The organism is Hohaiivirga grylli (assembly GCF_039655745.1).
Lineage (GTDB): Bacteria > Pseudomonadota > Alphaproteobacteria > Rhizobiales > Beijerinckiaceae > Hohaiivirga > Hohaiivirga grylli.
In genome coordinates this window covers 356,823-374,029 of the sequence record NZ_JBBYXI010000001.1, presented here as the reverse complement: position 1 = coordinate 374,029, position 17,207 = coordinate 356,823, and the positions used below count along the sequence as shown (strand labels likewise).

Here is a 17,207-nt window from a genome sequence, read left to right as displayed (position 1 = left end):
TATCAATTAACTGATAACAAACAAAAATTTATAAATACAACATATTTGCAATTAAATCTGCTCCGTGATATATACAATTATTAATAATATCTAAACTCATGCTTATAAAGTTGGGTTTGAAAAGGAATATTTTTGTTCTGGGCAACCAAACACTAAGTTGTACAAATCTATTCACAAACAGGCGGACCTAGCGTCCTAATCAAAAAACATTGCTCTTGATGAAAAGAGCATGGTGAGCAGAAGCGGGCTGATTTAATGACTAAATTTAATGCGAGGCAGACAGGTTTATCCGGTCAGAAGAATATTATCAGATCAAAATATGCATCATTTGCATTTGCCGCCCTTGTCAGTGCAGGCCTGGTATTAGGTGCGCAGGCACAGACAGTTGTGAATGTAGATACCCCTCGGCCATCTGAAGATTATCCGGAAATTTCATGGAATTTTGATTACATTACCTTCCTGCTTAATAATGGTAATACGCCAGACGTCCTCAACATTGGCGTCGCGAACAGCGTTAATGTCATTTCTGAAAGTGAATACGGTATTGGCCACTCAGGATTCGTTATGAACCTTGGTGTTGAAACGACCGGCGTTGGTCAGCTTGACATGACAGGTGGCGTAAACAGTATTTTCAGTGACTCCATAACTGTTGGCGTTGCTGGCAAGGGCATATTGAATGTTGATGCCGCTACAATCAATGTTATCGGAGGTTTTACTGTCGGGCAGGAAGCTTCCAGCGTAGATAACGTTGTTTATCTGAAAAATGGTGCACGAATACTTGGTACACCTAACGGATATGGCGACTCCATACCAATCGTTATTGGCGCATCCGGCAAAGGCTCTTTGATTGTCGAAGGAACAAATCTCGATACCAGAGTTCTCGCACGTATCCTTACGCTTGGACAAAATCAGGGCGGATATGGCTACATCCTCGTTGATGGTGGCCGTGTCACTTCTGATAACACATCATCAACCGGGCTCACCGTCGGCGAAGCTGGCGAGGGTCTTATAGAAGTCGTCAATAAGGGCTATCTTTCTGCCAATCTGGCCAGAATCGGTGGTACTGCAACAGGTGAAGGCTCTATTCTGGTTACCGGGACAGGTTCCAAAGCCTACACTGCAGAAACCTATATCGGCGTTGAAGGCCAGGGTACTTATACCATTGCCAATGGTGCAACCGCCGATACAGGTGATACATACATCGGTGAACTGGCAGGCAGCGTCGGCAAACTTATCATTACAGACAGCGGCTCTGAGCTAACAAAAGCTGCAGGTAGTGTTGTTGTTGGCAACTATGGTGATGGAACATTATCCATCATTAACGGTGCAACAAGCACCTTCAGTCAGCGCACTTCCTCTCTTACGGCAGGCAATTCCCTGGGCGGAACCGGTTTAATTGAAATTGACGGACCAGGCTCGGCATTAACAGCCAATTCTACCACGGCTGGCGGTGCTGGTGAAGGAACACTGCGCATTACAAATCAGGCCACTGTTGCTATAACAAACTTGACAGTCGGCAGTTCAACCACTGGATCCGGAACTATTCTTGTTTCTGGAGCAGGCTCATCATTAACGGCGACCTCTGGTTATATCGGGCGTAATGGTTCAGGGAACATGACAGTAGATTCCGGTGCTGTATTTACAAGTACCGGTACTCTTTACGCCGCATATTCATCCAATTCCGAGGGGCATATTAATGTCCGAGATGCAGGTTCAAAATTCACTGTAGATGGAGAGCTGTATATTGGATACACCGGCTCCACATCCAGCCTGAATATTGCAAATAGTGCGACTGTTACCTCAAAGGGTGGTGGTACCGCTTTCGGCAGACCTGATGCAATCGCCACCATTAATATTGACGGAACCGGCTCAAACTGGATCAACACAGGAAGAATGCTTTTTGCCCAGCAGGGAACAGCAACTATGCTGATTTCCAATGGTGGTTTGTTTGACAATACCGGTGAATTCAACATTGGCGGTGAAACAGATGCTGTTGGCAAGATTGTGGTTACAGGTAGTGGCTCAGTCCTGCGTCAGACAGGCGTTATGAAGCTGTCCGTTACCGGAACAGGCACTATTACACTGACGGATAATGGTCTGCTTGATATCCAGAACGGCTCCTTCACGATGGGTGGTTACAACACATCCAGAGGTACTCTTAATATCGGTGCACCGGCAGGTGAGGCTGCAGCCGTCGCAGGTACCACCAATGCCACAGAGATTACATTTGGTAGGGGTAATAACCGTGTTGTCTTCAACCATACCCATTACGAAGCAGCACGCAGCGTTCTGCCAACTGGTGGCTATGAATTCTCAACCAGGCTGACAGGAACAGGTTCTGTTGATGTCTATGCTGGTACAACCGTCTTTACAGCAGCCAATGATTACAGCGGCACAACAACCATTTATGGCGATACTCTGAAGGCCGGAAACACGGATGTCTTCAGTCCGAATTCCGCCACTGAAATTCAGGCGGCTGGCTTGCTTGATATGGCAGGCTACAACCAGACACTCATCAGTGCCAACAACGCAGGCTGGATTTATACAAATACTTCTGCGGGTCTGCCGGGTGTGGCACTGACCGTTGGTGATTATGTCGGTAGCGGCGGCAATATCCGCCTTAATACTTATCTTGGAACAGATGGCTCTGCCTCCGATACACTCGTTGTAACAGGGTCTGCTTCTGGTAATACGCTGCTGCATATCAATAATATCGGTGGCCCGGGCGAACAGACCTACGCTGATGGTATTCTCGTTGTTGATGCAGTTGGTGCAGCGACAACAACAACTGATGCTTTTGCACTTGGCAGCCGCGTCGCTGCAGGGGCCTATGAATACAGCCTGTATCGTGGCGGCAGCGTCAGTACTGACAGCTGGTATCTGCGTAATACACTTGTGACTCCTCCAGTAACCCCAGACCCTGATCCGGAACCAACTCCTGGCGGAGAAGGGGGAGAACAGCCGGGCCGCGAAATCGGAACGATTCCTGGTCCAAATACGGGTGGCAACACCATTATAGCCCAACCGATCTATAACTACCGCGTTGAGGTTCCTTTGATGCTGGCTGTTCAGCCTGTTGCAATGGAATATGGCTATGCTGTGCTCGACACACTCCATGAGCGTGTCGGAGACCATTTCCCTGTCGCCATGGAGCCAGTCACAAAACAATATTACGTCAAGACAAAGATGGGTGAACGTATCCTTGTAAAAGTCATGGAGCGTAATCCTGAGCGTGAGAAGTGGTTCTCAGGTGCATGGGCCCGCGTCTTCGGTGATCGCGGCTTCCATAACAACAAGGGACAGTTCTTAAAGAACGGCTCAAACTATAACTACACATTCGGTGGCATTCAGGCTGGTCTTGATGTTTACGGACGTGAGCTGAAGGATGGAACCGTCGATAAGGCCGGTATCTATATCGCCTATGGTAACATCGACAGCCGTGTGAAGGGAGCTTATTACGGCCATGCCGGTCGTATTGATATGGATGCCTATTCACTCGGCGCATACTGGACACATATGTCTCCGAAGGGCTGGTACACTGATGCCGTCGTTCAGGGCACGTGGTACACAGGGGATGCCAAGTCTGTTCAGGGCCAGAAGATTGATGCTGATGGCTTTGGCTTCATTGCATCTCTCGAAGCCGGCTATGAGTTCAAGCTTGATAATGGCTATACCATTGAGCCACAGGCGCAGATCATCTATCAGCACCTGTCATTCGACAATACCTATGATGCCTATGGCCGCTTCTACTTCAATGATGCTGAATCGCTTCGTGGCCGCATTGGTGTTCGTGTCACCAAGACATGGAATGCAGCGGAAGAGAACAAGCCACCACGTCTGATCAAGGCATGGCTCAGAGGTAACATCTGGCATGAGTTCATGGGTAAGACCAAGATGAATGTCACGGATGTTTATGGCTATGACGCGCTTCCGTTCCAGACCCGTCTTGGCGGCACATGGGGTGAGATCGGGGCTGGTATCTCCGGCCAGATCAGTGACACAACAACACTGTTCGCCACAGCCTCTTACAACCGCTCCTTCGAGAAGAAGGGCCGTGAGGCCTGGGATGGACGTCTCGGTATGACCATCCGTTGGTAAGTACCCTGACAATTTGATTTGGTACGGCCCGGAATGAAAATTCCGGGCTATTTTTGTAAAACCGGATATAATTTTCAAGTATTTTCACCGCAATCGATTATAAATTTTTATATTTAAAAGTAATGTTTTCTATAAATTTATTATTTAAAATAATTAGAACGCCTTAAAATGAACAGAATATATTTTAATATATAAATAATAAGCTCCCACAAGCTAAAGCTATTTCTGGCAAGACTACAAAACTAAGAGACTATAATCTCTGCTGTGAATACGTTTTGATTTGTTGAAATTTTAAACTTTTTTATTTTTTTGATAAAGAAATAAATTCATTTAATAGGAAAATATATTAAAATGTGTTTGCGACATATGTTGGAATTGTTTATACGATGAAAATTTCAAATTTATAATGTTTTCAAGGGTTTTGTCGAGTTATGGCGGTTCTCAGGGGTCGTCATATGTATGGGGCTTGTTCCTGAGCGATCTAGCTGTGCCTACCCGACGTCCGACGTTTAAATTTGAAAGAAGTTCAACGATGGGGCCATCACAGGCATAAAGAGGGTGCTGGCAATTAAAGCCAAAAAAAAGGAATAAAGGCAGAAGAATGAAGAAAAACAGATTGATGGCAACGGAGACTGATGTGCCCGTATCTCTTATTCGCTCACACTCGGTCAGCTTTGTACTGGCTGCTATGCTCGGGATGGCAGTACCATTCGTATTCTACAATGCGCAGGCACAGACAGTCATTAATGTTGATGGGGGGCAGTCGCTTCTTGATGCAACCTCTATCCCGTCAGATACGGATATTCTCAATATCGGCGTGAACTCTTTGGGCGGAGTGGCCAATCCCGGTACCAGTTATGGGGTGAGAGCCGGGGAGATCAATCTTGGTGTGACGGCAACCGGTGTTGGTGTTCTGACACTTTCAGCGTCTACGGGTATGCAGACCAATAATCTTACCGTTGGACTTGCAGGGAGCGGGTATCTGTCAACTGTCGTAAATAATACCACGGTTACTGTTGCCCAGAAAACACTGATTGGCGTTGAAGCAGGCAGTAGTGGCACAGTGCGTGTCACCGGTAATAATACATTATGGGATAACACCGTCGATTACACAGTGGTTGGTGTATCCAGCTCAAATGCCAGTCTGCAAGTGGAGTCGGGAGCAATCTACCAGACGGCCGGCATGGTTATCGGGCAGAATGCCGGTTCACAGGCCAACGTTCTAGTTGAGGGGCCAGATACTAAATTAAATGTTCTGAATGCACCAAACTCAACAACACAGAATCTGATTGTCGGGATGGCCGGTAAAGGCACTCTGGATATTTCTGGTCAGGCAATAGTTACGTCTGAGCAGGGAACGGTCGTCGGTGCTCTGGAGGGCGGCGTTGGTGTCGTGAATGTAAAAAACAACGGCTCCAGCCTGACAGAAGACTTTTCCATGCTCATCGGCAATGCCGGTCACGGTACGCTTAACATCAGCAATCAGGGCAAGGTCACAACCCTGATAGGGGTTGCCGGCTATTTAGCTGGTAGCACAGGTATCATCAATGTGGCAGACGCCGGCTCTGAGCTGAATGTTACCGCATATACTTTCTATATTGCTCAAGCCGGAAATGCAGAGGTTACTATAACAAACGGCGGTTTAGTTAGCGCAGCCTCTTCAGTCATAGGCGGTGAAGCAACCAGCAAGGGTAAAGTTACCGTTGAAGGCACAGGTTCTGCCTTTACAAATAATGAAACCCTTGCTGTTGCTACAAATGGACAAGGAGAGCTCTATATTAAATCCGGAGGATATGTCAGCAGTAACTTAGCTATGATGGCCAGCAACAATAACACAACAGCTACCATTGAAGTTACAGGATCCGGTTCCTGGTGGAACAATTCTGGCATAATGGCAATCGGCCTGTATGGAGATGCCAATGTCATGATCTCTGATGGAGGCCAGATCACAAACGGCAGTTACGTATATCTGGGCGGCGTGGCAGAGGCTTCTGGCATTGTGACCATTACTGGAGCAGGTTCTCTTCTGAGCAGTACAGCAATGACTGTTATTGGTCTTGAAGGTTATGGTGAACTGACACTGGCGGATGGTGGCGTGATAGACGTTACAACCGGGGCAATCGATGTTGCCATGGAGGCAGGCTCTACCGGTATCATCAATATCGGTGCGGCAGCAGGAGAGGCTGCTGTAACTCCGGGCTCGACAACAGCCGCAAGCATTGTCTTTGGTAATGGTGATGGCCGGATCGTCTTCAATCATACGGGCAATAATTACGATTTCGCCCCGCTGATGACAGGCCCCGGTGTTGTTGATGTCTACGCCGGCACTACGGTTCTGACGGCTGAAAACGATTATACGGGTGATACAACAATCTACGCCGGAACGCTGCGTGCCGGGGCTGTAAATGCCTTCAGTCCGAATTCACACACGGATATTCATGCGACAGGTACTCTTGATCTTGCCGGTCATGACCAGACGCTTGTCAGCATTACCAATGCAGGCTGGATCTATACGAATACCGATACCGGCGCACCGGGTGCTTTCCTGACTGTTGGTGACTATGTCGGAACGGACGGGAATATTCGCCTGAACACTTATCTCGGTGCGGATAGCTCTGCTTCCGACCGTCTGGTTGTGACAGGTTCTGCTTCCGGTAACTCGCTCCTGCACATCAACAATATTGGTGGGCCGGGTGTCGCGACAGCTGCAGATGGTATCCTTGTTGTTGAGGCGACAGGTGCTGCAACAACCACAAGTGATGCTTTCATGCTCGGCTCGCGCGTTGCAGCCGGTGCCTATGAGTACAGCCTGTATCGTGGTGGCAGCACCAGTGATGAAAACTGGTATCTGCGCAATGAACTGATCCCCACACCACCGACCGATCCTGACCCGACACCGGGTGAGGAAGGAGCCGGTAATAACGGTGGCACATCAACACCAGGAACAGGTGGCGATATTGCAAAGCCGGTCTATAATTATCGCGTTGAAGTTCCTTTGATGAATGCGGTGCAGCCGGTTGCACTTGAGTATGGCTATGCTGTCCTTGGTACCCTGCACGAACGCGTTGGCGATCATTTCCCTATTTCGATGGAACCGGTTATCAGGCAGTCTTATGTGACGGACAGACAGGGCAAGCGCCAACTTGTCCAGACAATGAATAATGGCAACCCTGAACGTGAGAAATGGTTCTCAGGTGCATGGGCCCGCGTCTTCGGTGATCGCGGCTTCCATAACAACAAGGGACAGTTCTTAAAGAACGGCTCAAACTATAACTACACATTCGGTGGCATTCAGGCTGGTCTTGATGTCTACGGACGTGAGCTGAAGGATGGAACCGTCGATAAGGCCGGTATCTATGTCGCCTATGGTAACATCGACAGCCGTGTGAAGGGGGCTTATTACGGCCATGCCGGTCGTATTGATATGGATGCCTATTCACTCGGCGCATACTGGACACATATGTCTCCGAAGGGCTGGTACACTGATACCGTCGTTCAGGGCACATGGTACACAGGGGACGCCAAGTCTGTTCAGGGCCAGAAGATTGATGCTGATGGCTTTGGCTTCATGGCATCTCTCGAAGCCGGCTATGAGTTCAAGCTTGATAATGGCTATACCATTGAGCCACAGGCGCAGATCATCTATCAGCACCTGTCATTCGACAATACCAATGATGCCTATGGCCGCTTCTACTTCAATGATGCTGAATCACTTCGTGGCCGCATTGGTGTTCGTGTCACCAAGACATGGAATGCAGCGGAAGAGAACAAGCCACCACGTCTGATCAAGGCATGGCTCAGAGGCAACATCTGGCATGAGTTCATGGGCAAGACCAAGATGAATGTCACGGATGTTTATGGCTATGACCCGCTTCCGTTCCAGACCCGTCTTGGCGGCACATGGGGTGAGATCGGGGCTGGTATCTCCGGCCAGATCAGTGACACAACAACACTGTTCGCCACAGCCTCTTACAACCGCTCCTTCGAGAAGAAGGGCCGTGAGGCCTGGGATGAACGTCTCGGTATGACCATCCGCTGGTAGGTGGAGCAAGGTCATAAAAATCAAAACTAGGCTTACTTATATCTCTTCGGGCTTATTCAAGATTGAAACCATGACATAGCTGATGATCACAAGCATGAACCATGAGCCAAGCTTATTGATCGAGACCATACTCCAGCCTTTAACCTGGCTTGGGTAGAGCCATGCATTGGTAAATGTACCAATATTCTCGGCAAACCAGATAAAGACCGCTACAAGCAGGAAACCCAGCAATAATGGCATCCAGCGATGCTGCTTCCAGACACGGAAATATATGCGAGTTCGGCCAAATATCACGACCAGTGCAATCATGATGATCCAGCGCAGGTCGTAAAAATAATGGTGCGTGAAAAAGTTCGCATAAATGACAAAGGAAATTGCAATTGTCACGGGGAAAGAAGGATGGTGCGAAAACCGAAAATCAAAAAGACGCCAGACACGCGCAATATATGACCCCACACTCGCGTACATAAACCCTGTAAATAACGGAACACCGCCAATACGAAGAATGCTGGGCTCCGGGTAATGCCAGGAACCGACATGGGTTTTAAATATCTCCATCACTGTACCCACAATATGGAACAGCAGGATAACCTTTGCCTCTTCCCACGTTTCCATTTTGAAAGCGAGCAGGAATATCTGAATAGCGACCGATGCAATGACCAGGAAATCATATCGGGCCAAAGCTGCATCTTTGGGATACCAGAGGTAGGTACCAATCAGTAGCGCAACCATCAGACCACCAAACAGACAGGCCCACCCCTGTTTGATGCCAAACCGAATGAACTCATAAGCAAATAGCCGCCACCCGCCATAGCTTTCAGCACGCTGAGCCAAAGCAGCTTCTTTCGTGGCCAACGCGCGATAAGGTCCCCAAGGATATTTATTTTGCAGTGTGTTTTGAGATGGCGTTGTCATGTAACCAATCTGAGTGAAATCGCAGCAAGCGGAATGGGTAAAGCTTCAACACCACGCAATACAACTCAGACGTGGGATTTCCATGTTTAAAAGCAGTTCTCCCGTCACGACCATCAGATATTTAAACCAAGCTTTCCAAGCTCAGCAGCAACGTCCATAGGCTCAATAAAATGCACAACGTGCATCCCTAAATTCCGGGCAGTTGCAATGTTATCTGCATTATCATCAATGAATATACAGTCTTCAGGTTTCAGGGAAAAACGACTGAAGAATAATTCAAATATGGCTGGATCAGGCTTAACCAGATTTTCTTCACCTGAAACGATTTCACCATCAAACAGATTCAGAAAATCATAATGTTGTTTCTGGGTTGTCCGGAATGTCCAGTCATGGAAATTAGTGATTGCATAGACCGGAATATCTTTTGATTTCAGCTGCTTCAAGAGGGTGATGTTAGGTTCAATTATATCACGCATCGTATCGAACCAACGGGTTTGATAAGCGCGTAACGGCTCCTCCCATTCGGGAAACTCTGCAACCCTTGCATCAAACGTTTTATCCCAGGCAACTCCCAAATCCAGATCACGGTTCCACTCTGGAGTATGTACATGTTCCATATACCAGCGGAGTCTGGTCTCGTCCTTAAGAATATCCAGATAGAACTCTTCCGGCTTCCAACGGAACAGGACATTACCAACATCAAAAACGACCGTGTTGGGAGATTGCTGCATGTTCAAAGTCTCTTTATTTAGCTTGCCGGATAATAAAATATCAGCGCATTCAGTATTTGACAGAAATCATAATAGCGCAAATTCATTAATGTTTACAAAATTCTATTAATCAGCATTTTTCTACATATCAATATTGGAATATAGCTCATGAAAAATAAGTATTTTTAAAATTTTTGGGCTCTCCGTACATTTTAACAGCGCTCGTTTTTCAAAAGATTCAGAGAAACAAGCCTCCGGATATCCGGCTAAAAGTGTAAAGGAGAGTATTACTATGGACCGCAATGACGTCAAACAATCCTTAAAAACTACACTAAAAGAATTGACTTCAATTATTGGGGTCAGCGGTGCCGAACAGGATGTTGTTCGGGCTATGATTGAGAAACTAAAACCCTATGCCGATAGTATTGAGGTAACCACACTGGGTAACCTGACTGCTGTCAAAAAAGGCAATCGCCCCGGCCCTACTATTCTTGTTGCCGCACACTCTGATGAAATTGGCCTTGCCGTTAAATATATCGGAGAAAACGGCTTTATCGGCTTTGATAAAATCGGCGGTGTTCCGGATAATCTTCTGGTTGGCCGCAAGGTCTGGATTTCATCCAAGAAAATACCGGGTGTTATCGGCGCAAAACCCGGACATCTTCTGACAGCAGAGGAAGCACGTACCGTTCGTCCCGCCCGGGAACTTTACATAGATGTTGCCTGCTCTTCTGCGGAAGAAGTTGCCGCTCTCGGCATCCGTGTCGGTGATCGTGCCGTCTTTGCCGATACTGTTACTGAAATGGGTAACGGCGATTATATTGCAGGCCGCGCAATAGATAATCGTGCAGGTTGCAGTGTTATCTGCGAAGTTCTGAGACAATGCGCATCCGGTGACTTTGCCGGCACATTAGTTGTCGGAGCAACATGCCGCGAAGAAGTCGGCATGGTTGGTGCAGGCCCTATGGGTCACAAAGTAAAGCCCGATTACGTCCTTGCTATTGATACTGTGCCATCGGGCGATACACCTGACCAGCCCAATAAGTCTCTTCTGCCAATTGCTCTTGGCAAAGGCCCGGCAGTTCTACTGGCTGATGGTTGTGACAGTGCCCACCAATACGGCATTTTCAGCAGCGTCCATCCTGCCATTCGCAAGGCAATTGAAAAACAATCTGCGGCACAGATGCTGCCCGTTCAGTGGCTGACACTTGTTGGTTTTCTTTCCACGACTGATGCCTCCGTTTACGCTTATGCAGGCGATGGTATTCCGGAAGCCTCCTTCACCATACCGCGTCGTTATTCGCACTCTCCTGTCGAGATGCTCAATATCAACGATATGGTCGACATGGTCTCCATCATCAAAGGCATTGTCGAAGAAGAAAATGAGACAATCAACCTCGACTTCCTTGCCCACTAGGCAAAGGGGAGGAACAAGTTATGGCGAACTCCAAACCCAATACGGGAGAAGCGGCCAATCAGAAGGAAAACTTTCTGATCCGCATGGGTGAAGCATTCACCCGCGTCTCCCAGAAGTATATGCCAGATCCAACAATCTTTGCGATTGCACTGACGTTAATAGCCTTCATTCTGGCATTGATCCTGACAGACAGTACGCCCATGGGCGTACTAACCGGCTGGTACAGCGGCTTGTGGGAGCTGCTGACATTCTCGATGCAGATGTCAGTTGCGATTATCACCGGGGCCGTGGTTGCTGATGCACCACTTGCCCAGCGCGGAATACGTCGAATTGCAGCTATTGCTAAAACTGGCCCTCAGGCTGCAGTACTTGTGGCAACAGTCACAATCCTGCTGTCCTACATGCACTTTGGCCTGAGCCTTGTTGGAGGTGCTCTACTGGCACGCAGTATTGCGGCTGATTTCCGCAGACGTAACATTCCATTTGAGTATGGGTTGCTGGTGGCCTGTGCCTACATCGGGCAGATGACATGGTGTACTGGTTTCTCCAACTCTGTTGGTTTGACCATCGCAACACCAGGTCATTTTCTTGAGTCAGAGATCGGTATTATCTCTCTCAGCCAATATATCTTCAACCCAATGAACCTGACACTGGTTGCCGGCTTTACAATCATCCTGCCATTGTTCGTATACTTCCTTCATCCAAAAGGCAGAAATACGAATCAGGTTCCGGATTATGCTCTGAAGGTTCTTGAATCCGATGTACCGGAAGTAAAATCCGCACATCAGACAGCTTATGCAACTGTCGGTGACCGTCTCAACAACAGCCGGATTGTCTGTGGTTATCTGGGCTGTATGGGCCTGGTTTATGTTGTCTACGCCTTTACCCAAAAGGGCTTCTCTGCACTTGACTTGAATATGCTGAACGCCATCTTTCTGTTCAGTGGTCTTCTGCTGCAGGGAACAGTTGCCAACTACGTAGCTGCCTTCACCAAATCGACCTCAAGTGCTGCCGGCATTATCTTCCAGTTTCCGCTTTATGCGGGGATCATGGGCATCATCAAGTACTCCGGCATGGTCTCCATTCTGGCAGAAGGTATGGTTGCAATAAGCTCAAACTTTACCTTCCATCTGTACACCTTCCTCAGTGCCTCCATTGTCAATATGTTTGTGCCATCCGGCGGCGGGCAATGGGCAGTGCAGGGTCCCATTGCTGTTGAATCAACCAGACTGATGGGCGTGGATATGCTGAAATCCATCATGGCGGTTGCCTACGGTAACTCATGGACCAATATGTGTCAGCCATTCTGGGCTCTGGCGCTACTTGGATTCACTGGTCTGAAAGCCAAGGACATCATGGGTTATTCTACGGCGATCATGCTGATAGGTGGGATACTGTTTGGCTTTGTCATCCTGTTCCTCCCGGCCTAACCCCAGCCTTTAGGACAGATACAAGAGATTCCCCTTCATACCTCCCAGTGAAGGGGAATTTGTCACGTTTAAAACAGCCTCCGGATATGGCACATTACCCTTTTCGGTATTTAGTGTTTAACTGGAGTGTGAATGGACATTCAGAAACTAAAATACTTCCGTGCAGTGGCCCAGACTGAGCACATATCCAAGGCAGCCCAGAAACTGCACATTGCTCAACCTGCTCTCAGCAAAGCCATCACAATGATGGAAGAAGAACTGGGTACTCCCCTCTTTATCCGGACGGGCCGTCGAATCCGGATTAATGAATATGGTCTTGAATTTCTCAAGTATGCAGAAGCGGCAATCAGCGCCTTCGAGAACGGCCGTAATGCCCTCAACCGGATGGGCCAGAAAATATCACCAAAGATCAGGTTACAGACTAATATCATCAACGACCATTATCTCATTGGCTTGATGAAAAGCTTCAAGGAAAAGCATCCTGATGTCAGATTTGTGGTCATTAAAAACTATATAAAATCAAAGTTCCTCTATGATTGCGATCTGTACATCCACGCAGCTCAGATCAATCTGCATAAATGTGAATCCGTCCCCCTGTTTTCTGAAAAAATCATGCTTGGTGTGCCAGAAAATCATCCCCTCGCCAGAAATGGTGGCGTTGAGTTGCATCAGATTGCAAATGAACAATTCATATCACTCGATGATACAACAAGCTGGGTTGAAGAAACGGAGGCCTTCTGTGAGCAGGCAGGTTTTACACCAACCTATAGCTACCAATGTGATGGCACTGATATGATTGCCAAACTCATCAACGCTGGTGAGGGTATCGGTTTTCTGCCTGAAAAGAGCTGGGGTGATTTTCCATCTGGAGTCAGATTACTGAACATCAGGTTCCCAATCTGCAACAGAAACTACAATATGTCTTGGCAGACCGGTAAACCTCAGAGTGAAATTGTCAGTGCATTCAGAGATCACACCTTGAGATATTATAGCAGTCATCAGCCAGATCATTGATATCAAAAGCCGGTGCTCTCAGAAAAATAGGAATAGTAATCTTGCTTTTCGCATTCCCACAAAGACGAAAAGCGGATATGAGCCATAGGTGACAGAACTTATGCTGCTGCCGTACAACATCTGACTTCTGCAGATATTCGCATGGCACCACGGATCTCTATTGATGAATAAAACGATTATTAAGGCAAACTTTCTGCTTTTGTTTACTGCCACCATCTGGGGATCAACCTTTGTGGCTCAGAAAGCTGCCATGGAATATATTGGTCCGTTCTGGTACACGGGCTTACGGTTTCTGCTTGGTTTCATAACGGTTCTGCCTCTTGTCTTCTTTGAACGTCCTGCTCCGGAACCTGACAGAAAAGCCTGGCTTACAGGTGTGGGTATCGGTCTGTTTCTCTTTGTCGGTATCAACCTGCAACAGGTCGCCTTGATGTTTACATCAGTCACCAACTCCGGGTTTATCACTGGTCTGTATGTTGTACTTGTCCCTATTATTTCGATTTTTGCCGGCTATCGTTATGGTATGGGCGTCTGGGTTGGTGTTGCTCTGGCTGTTACCGGGCTCTATCTCCTCAGCATTCATGGAGCTCTGGAAATTAATTATGGTGATCTGCTGACACTGTTGAGCGCCTTTTTCTGGGCCTTTCAGGTACTGGCTCTTTCCAGCTCCAAGAATCTCCTGCCACCTGTCCGTCTTGCCTTAACGCAATTTGCCGTTTGTATGATTCCATCACTGTTGATCGCAGCTGTTATTGAACCAATTTCTTTTGAAGCCATTGGAGATGCGGGTTTTTCTCTGCTTTATGGTGGTATTCTCTCAGTTGGTTTTGGATTTACAATGCAGGTTCTGGCACAGCGTTATACGCCTGCAGCTCATAGTGCTATCATTCTCAGCCTTGAATCCGTCTTTGCGGCCCTGACAGGCTGGCTGGTACTTGGAGACATTATGGATGCTCGGGTTCTGACAGGTTGTGCCCTGATGCTGACTGGTACAATTCTCGCTCAGCTGTCACCAGCAAAACCATTGGTCATGAAGAGTGCAGACAAAGCACTCCCTGAGAGCGTGGCCTGAGTACATACAGGCCTATGCGTACCTTCAAGCAACCTCTTCCTGTTGATGCCATCCTTGAGGATATCTCCCGGCATTTCGCCACAGAGACACGCCTTGTTGTTGTCGCCCCGCCGGGCGCAGGTAAGACAACGCGTATTCCTTTATGGCTGCTTGATGAGCCATGGATGGATGGCAAGAAGCTGATCATTCTGGAACCCCGGCGCCTTGCCGCCCGCTCAGCGGCTGAACAGATGGCAAGAACGCTCGGTGAGAGCGTTGGAGAAACGGTTGGCTTACGTGTTCGGATGAGCTCCAAAGTCTCCACCAAGACCCGCATAGAAGTTGTCACGGAAGGTGTCTTCAGCCGGATGATACTGGATGATCCTGAATTGAACGGTATTGCTGCTATTCTGTTCGATGAGTTTCATGAGCGCTCACTGGATGCAGACCTTGGCCTTGCTTTTGCAATAGACTGCCAAAGCGGTTTGAGGGATGATCTGCGCCTGCTGGTCATGTCGGCCACCCTTGATGGTGCACGTGTTTCTAAACTTCTGGATGACGCTGCCATTATCCACTCCGAAGGGCGCTCCTATCCAGTCGACACCCGTTATATCGGCAGAACGCCACAAAGCCGTATTGAAGATGATATCAATATGGCCATCCGTAAGGCGTTACGTGAAGAAAGTGGCTCTGTTCTGGTGTTCCTACCCGGACAGGGAGAAATACGACGGGTTGAAACCCTTCTGAAAGAATGGGTCGATACAGATACTATTGATGTTGCCCCACTCTATGGCACGCTTGATCGCAAAATGCAGGATCTTGCAGTTTCGCCAAGTACGGCTGGTCGCCGCAAAATTGTACTGGCAACTTCCATCGCCGAAACATCTCTGACAATCGAAGGCATCCGCGTTGTAATTGATTCAGGCCTTGCCCGTATTCCAGTCTATGAGCCTGATATCGGCCTGACCAGACTTGAAACCGTCAGGGTTTCAAAGGCCGCCGCCGATCAGCGGCGTGGGCGCGCGGGCCGTCTGGAAGCAGGTGTCTGTTATCGCCTTTGGGAAGAGGCTGCAACAGGCGCCATGGAAGCCTTTGCCCGACCAGAAATTCTGGCCGCTGACCTGAGCAGCCTGCTACTTGATTGTCTAACATGGGGTGTCACAGACCCAAACACTCTTCCATTTCTGGATGCGCCTCCCACCCCGGCTCTTAATGAAGCAAGAGCCCTGTTACAGGATATTGCCGCCATTGATGATAATGGTCGCCTGACAGCATTAGGAAGCAGCATACAGAAACTGCCTTTATCACCACGTCTGGCCGCCATGGTTCTGCAAGCTTCAGCTGCGGGCCGCGGACAGGAAGGCGCCAATCTGGCTGCCCTGCTTGTAGAACGTGGTATCGGCGGGGATAATGCTGATCTGGATGACCGCTATGAGCGCTTCCTGCGAGATCGGTCTCAACGTGCGGAAGAAACCCGGCGTTTAGCAGAAAACTGGAGCAGGGCAGCCAATAAATACACTAAGGACACGCCGAGCAGATTACCGGAGGGAGATGGTCTTGGTGTTCTGGTTGCCTTAGCCTACCCAGATCGTATTGCAAAAGTACGTGGGGCTACGGGCGAATACATTATGAGTAATGGGCGTGGCGCCATGCTGGATGCCCACGACCGTCTCGCCAAGGCGCCTTTTCTTGCCATTGCCGAGATTAGTGGCAAAGCAACAAAAGCAAGAATTATCGCAGCAGCTCCCATTACACTCGAAGAAATCATCGCACTTCATCCGGAACTCGGGACAGAGCGTGAAGAAGTCTATTTTGACAAATCTGCCCGTGCCGTACGCGCACGCGCAAGCAAGCGTTATGGCGTTGTTGTTTTAAATGATCGCCCGTTGTCAGTACCCAATAGCGATGAAACCGCGCATATTCTTGCACAGGGTATTCTGTCTATCGGTCTGAAGGCCCTGCCGTGGTCCAAAGCTCTGCTACAGTGGCGCGAGCGCGTCATGTTTTTACGCAATGCTGCTCCTGATGAGTGGCCGGATATATCTGACAGAGCACTTGGCGAAAGTATGGATAGCTGGCTGGTGCCATATCTGGCTGGCAAAACAGCTATATCCGATATTCAGACCGATGAGCTTACAAATGCAATTCATGGTCTTTTGCCCTGGAATATGCAGAAAAAGCTGGAGCAGGAAGCCCCGACACATTTTGAAGCACCAACCGGCTCTTCCATTCCGATTGATTACAGCTCAGAAGGTGGTCCTTCAATTGCCATCAGAGTGCAGGAACTTTTTGGGCAGAAAATTCATCCAAGCCTTGCCGGTGGCAAAATTCCACTGACACTGCATCTCCTCTCTCCAGCTCACCGCCCAATTCAGATTACCCGTGATCTACCGGGTTTCTGGCAGGGCTCATGGGCTGAAGTCAAAACGGATATGCGCGGGCGTTATCCTAAACATCCCTGGCCTGATGATCCAGCAGTGGCAGAACCAACCCGACGTGCAAAGCCGCGTGGAACGTAAAACGCCGCCTG

At 48.5% G+C, this 17,207-nt stretch carries 9 protein-coding genes; 7 read left to right on the top strand and 2 right to left on the bottom strand.

All coding sequences use genetic code 11. The features are described from left to right. Positions 1 to 255: 255 nt before the first annotated feature. Together WJT86_RS01620 and WJT86_RS01615 are read left to right on the top strand one after the other, a co-directional pair. Positions 256 to 4,098 carry an autotransporter outer membrane beta-barrel domain-containing protein gene (locus tag WJT86_RS01620; RefSeq protein WP_346335746.1) on the top strand — a complete coding sequence of 1,281 codons (3,843 nt, stop codon included), beginning with the start codon at positions 256 to 258 and terminating at the stop codon, positions 4,096 to 4,098. Positions 4,099 to 4,699: 601 nt separating this feature from the next. After that, positions 4,700 to 8,140 (top strand): autotransporter outer membrane beta-barrel domain-containing protein, encoded by a 3,441-nt coding sequence (locus tag WJT86_RS01615; RefSeq protein WP_346335745.1) that lies wholly within the window; start codon positions 4,700 to 4,702, stop codon positions 8,138 to 8,140. Between the two features lie 36 nt (positions 8,141 to 8,176). Here the strand turns inward: WJT86_RS01615 and WJT86_RS01610 are convergent, their stop codons facing one another. Then, positions 8,177 to 9,055 carry a DUF817 domain-containing protein gene (locus WJT86_RS01610; protein ID WP_346335744.1) on the bottom strand — a complete coding sequence of 293 codons (879 nt, stop codon included), beginning with the start codon at positions 9,053 to 9,055 and terminating at the stop codon, positions 8,177 to 8,179. Positions 9,056 to 9,168: 113 nt separating this feature from the next. Next, the gene (locus WJT86_RS01605; protein ID WP_346335743.1) at positions 9,169 to 9,786 is read right to left on the bottom strand and encodes an HAD family hydrolase; all 618 of its coding nucleotides are present in this window, start codon (positions 9,784 to 9,786) and stop codon (positions 9,169 to 9,171) included. Between the two features lie 271 nt (positions 9,787 to 10,057). Here WJT86_RS01605 and WJT86_RS01600 point away from each other — a divergent pair, with 271 nt between their 5' ends. From WJT86_RS01600 to hrpB, 5 genes are all read left to right on the top strand, one after another. Then, positions 10,058 to 11,182 carry a M42 family metallopeptidase gene (locus tag WJT86_RS01600; protein WP_346335742.1) on the top strand — a complete coding sequence of 375 codons (1,125 nt, stop codon included), beginning with the start codon at positions 10,058 to 10,060 and terminating at the stop codon, positions 11,180 to 11,182. Between the two features lie 20 nt (positions 11,183 to 11,202). Then, positions 11,203 to 12,612 (top strand): short-chain fatty acid transporter, encoded by a 1,410-nt coding sequence (locus WJT86_RS01595; protein ID WP_346335741.1) that lies wholly within the window; start codon positions 11,203 to 11,205, stop codon positions 12,610 to 12,612. Between the two features lie 132 nt (positions 12,613 to 12,744). Next, positions 12,745 to 13,626, top strand: coding sequence for a LysR family transcriptional regulator (locus WJT86_RS01590; RefSeq protein ID WP_346335740.1), 882 nt, complete (start codon positions 12,745 to 12,747; stop codon positions 13,624 to 13,626). Between the two features lie 163 nt (positions 13,627 to 13,789). Further along, on the top strand, positions 13,790 to 14,698 hold the full coding sequence (locus WJT86_RS01585; RefSeq protein ID WP_346335739.1) for a DMT family transporter: 909 nt from the start codon (positions 13,790 to 13,792) through the stop codon (positions 14,696 to 14,698). Between the two features lie 14 nt (positions 14,699 to 14,712). Continuing rightward, positions 14,713 to 17,196, top strand: coding sequence for an ATP-dependent helicase HrpB (hrpB, locus tag WJT86_RS01580; RefSeq protein WP_346335738.1), 2,484 nt, complete (start codon positions 14,713 to 14,715; stop codon positions 17,194 to 17,196). Positions 17,197 to 17,207: the final 11 nt, after the last annotated feature.

What these genes read in the sequence shown, in the direction of transcription:
- WJT86_RS01620 (WP_346335746.1), top strand. Translation starts at nt 256, where the DNA reads ATGACTAAATTTAATGCGAGGCAGACAGGTTTATCCGGTCAGAAGAAT.
- WJT86_RS01615 (WP_346335745.1), top strand. Translation starts at nt 4,700, where the DNA reads ATGAAGAAAAACAGATTGATGGCAACGGAGACTGATGTGCCCGTATCT.
- WJT86_RS01610 (WP_346335744.1), bottom strand. Translation starts at nt 9,055, where the DNA reads ATGACAACGCCATCTCAAAACACACTGCAAAATAAATATCCTTGGGGA.
- WJT86_RS01605 (WP_346335743.1), bottom strand. Translation starts at nt 9,786, where the DNA reads ATGCAGCAATCTCCCAACACGGTCGTTTTTGATGTTGGTAATGTCCTG.
- WJT86_RS01600 (WP_346335742.1), top strand. Translation starts at nt 10,058, where the DNA reads ATGGACCGCAATGACGTCAAACAATCCTTAAAAACTACACTAAAAGAA.
- WJT86_RS01595 (WP_346335741.1), top strand. Translation starts at nt 11,203, where the DNA reads ATGGCGAACTCCAAACCCAATACGGGAGAAGCGGCCAATCAGAAGGAA.
- WJT86_RS01590 (WP_346335740.1), top strand. Translation starts at nt 12,745, where the DNA reads ATGGACATTCAGAAACTAAAATACTTCCGTGCAGTGGCCCAGACTGAG.
- WJT86_RS01585 (WP_346335739.1), top strand. Translation starts at nt 13,790, where the DNA reads ATGAATAAAACGATTATTAAGGCAAACTTTCTGCTTTTGTTTACTGCC.
- hrpB (WP_346335738.1), top strand. Translation starts at nt 14,713, where the DNA reads ATGCGTACCTTCAAGCAACCTCTTCCTGTTGATGCCATCCTTGAGGAT.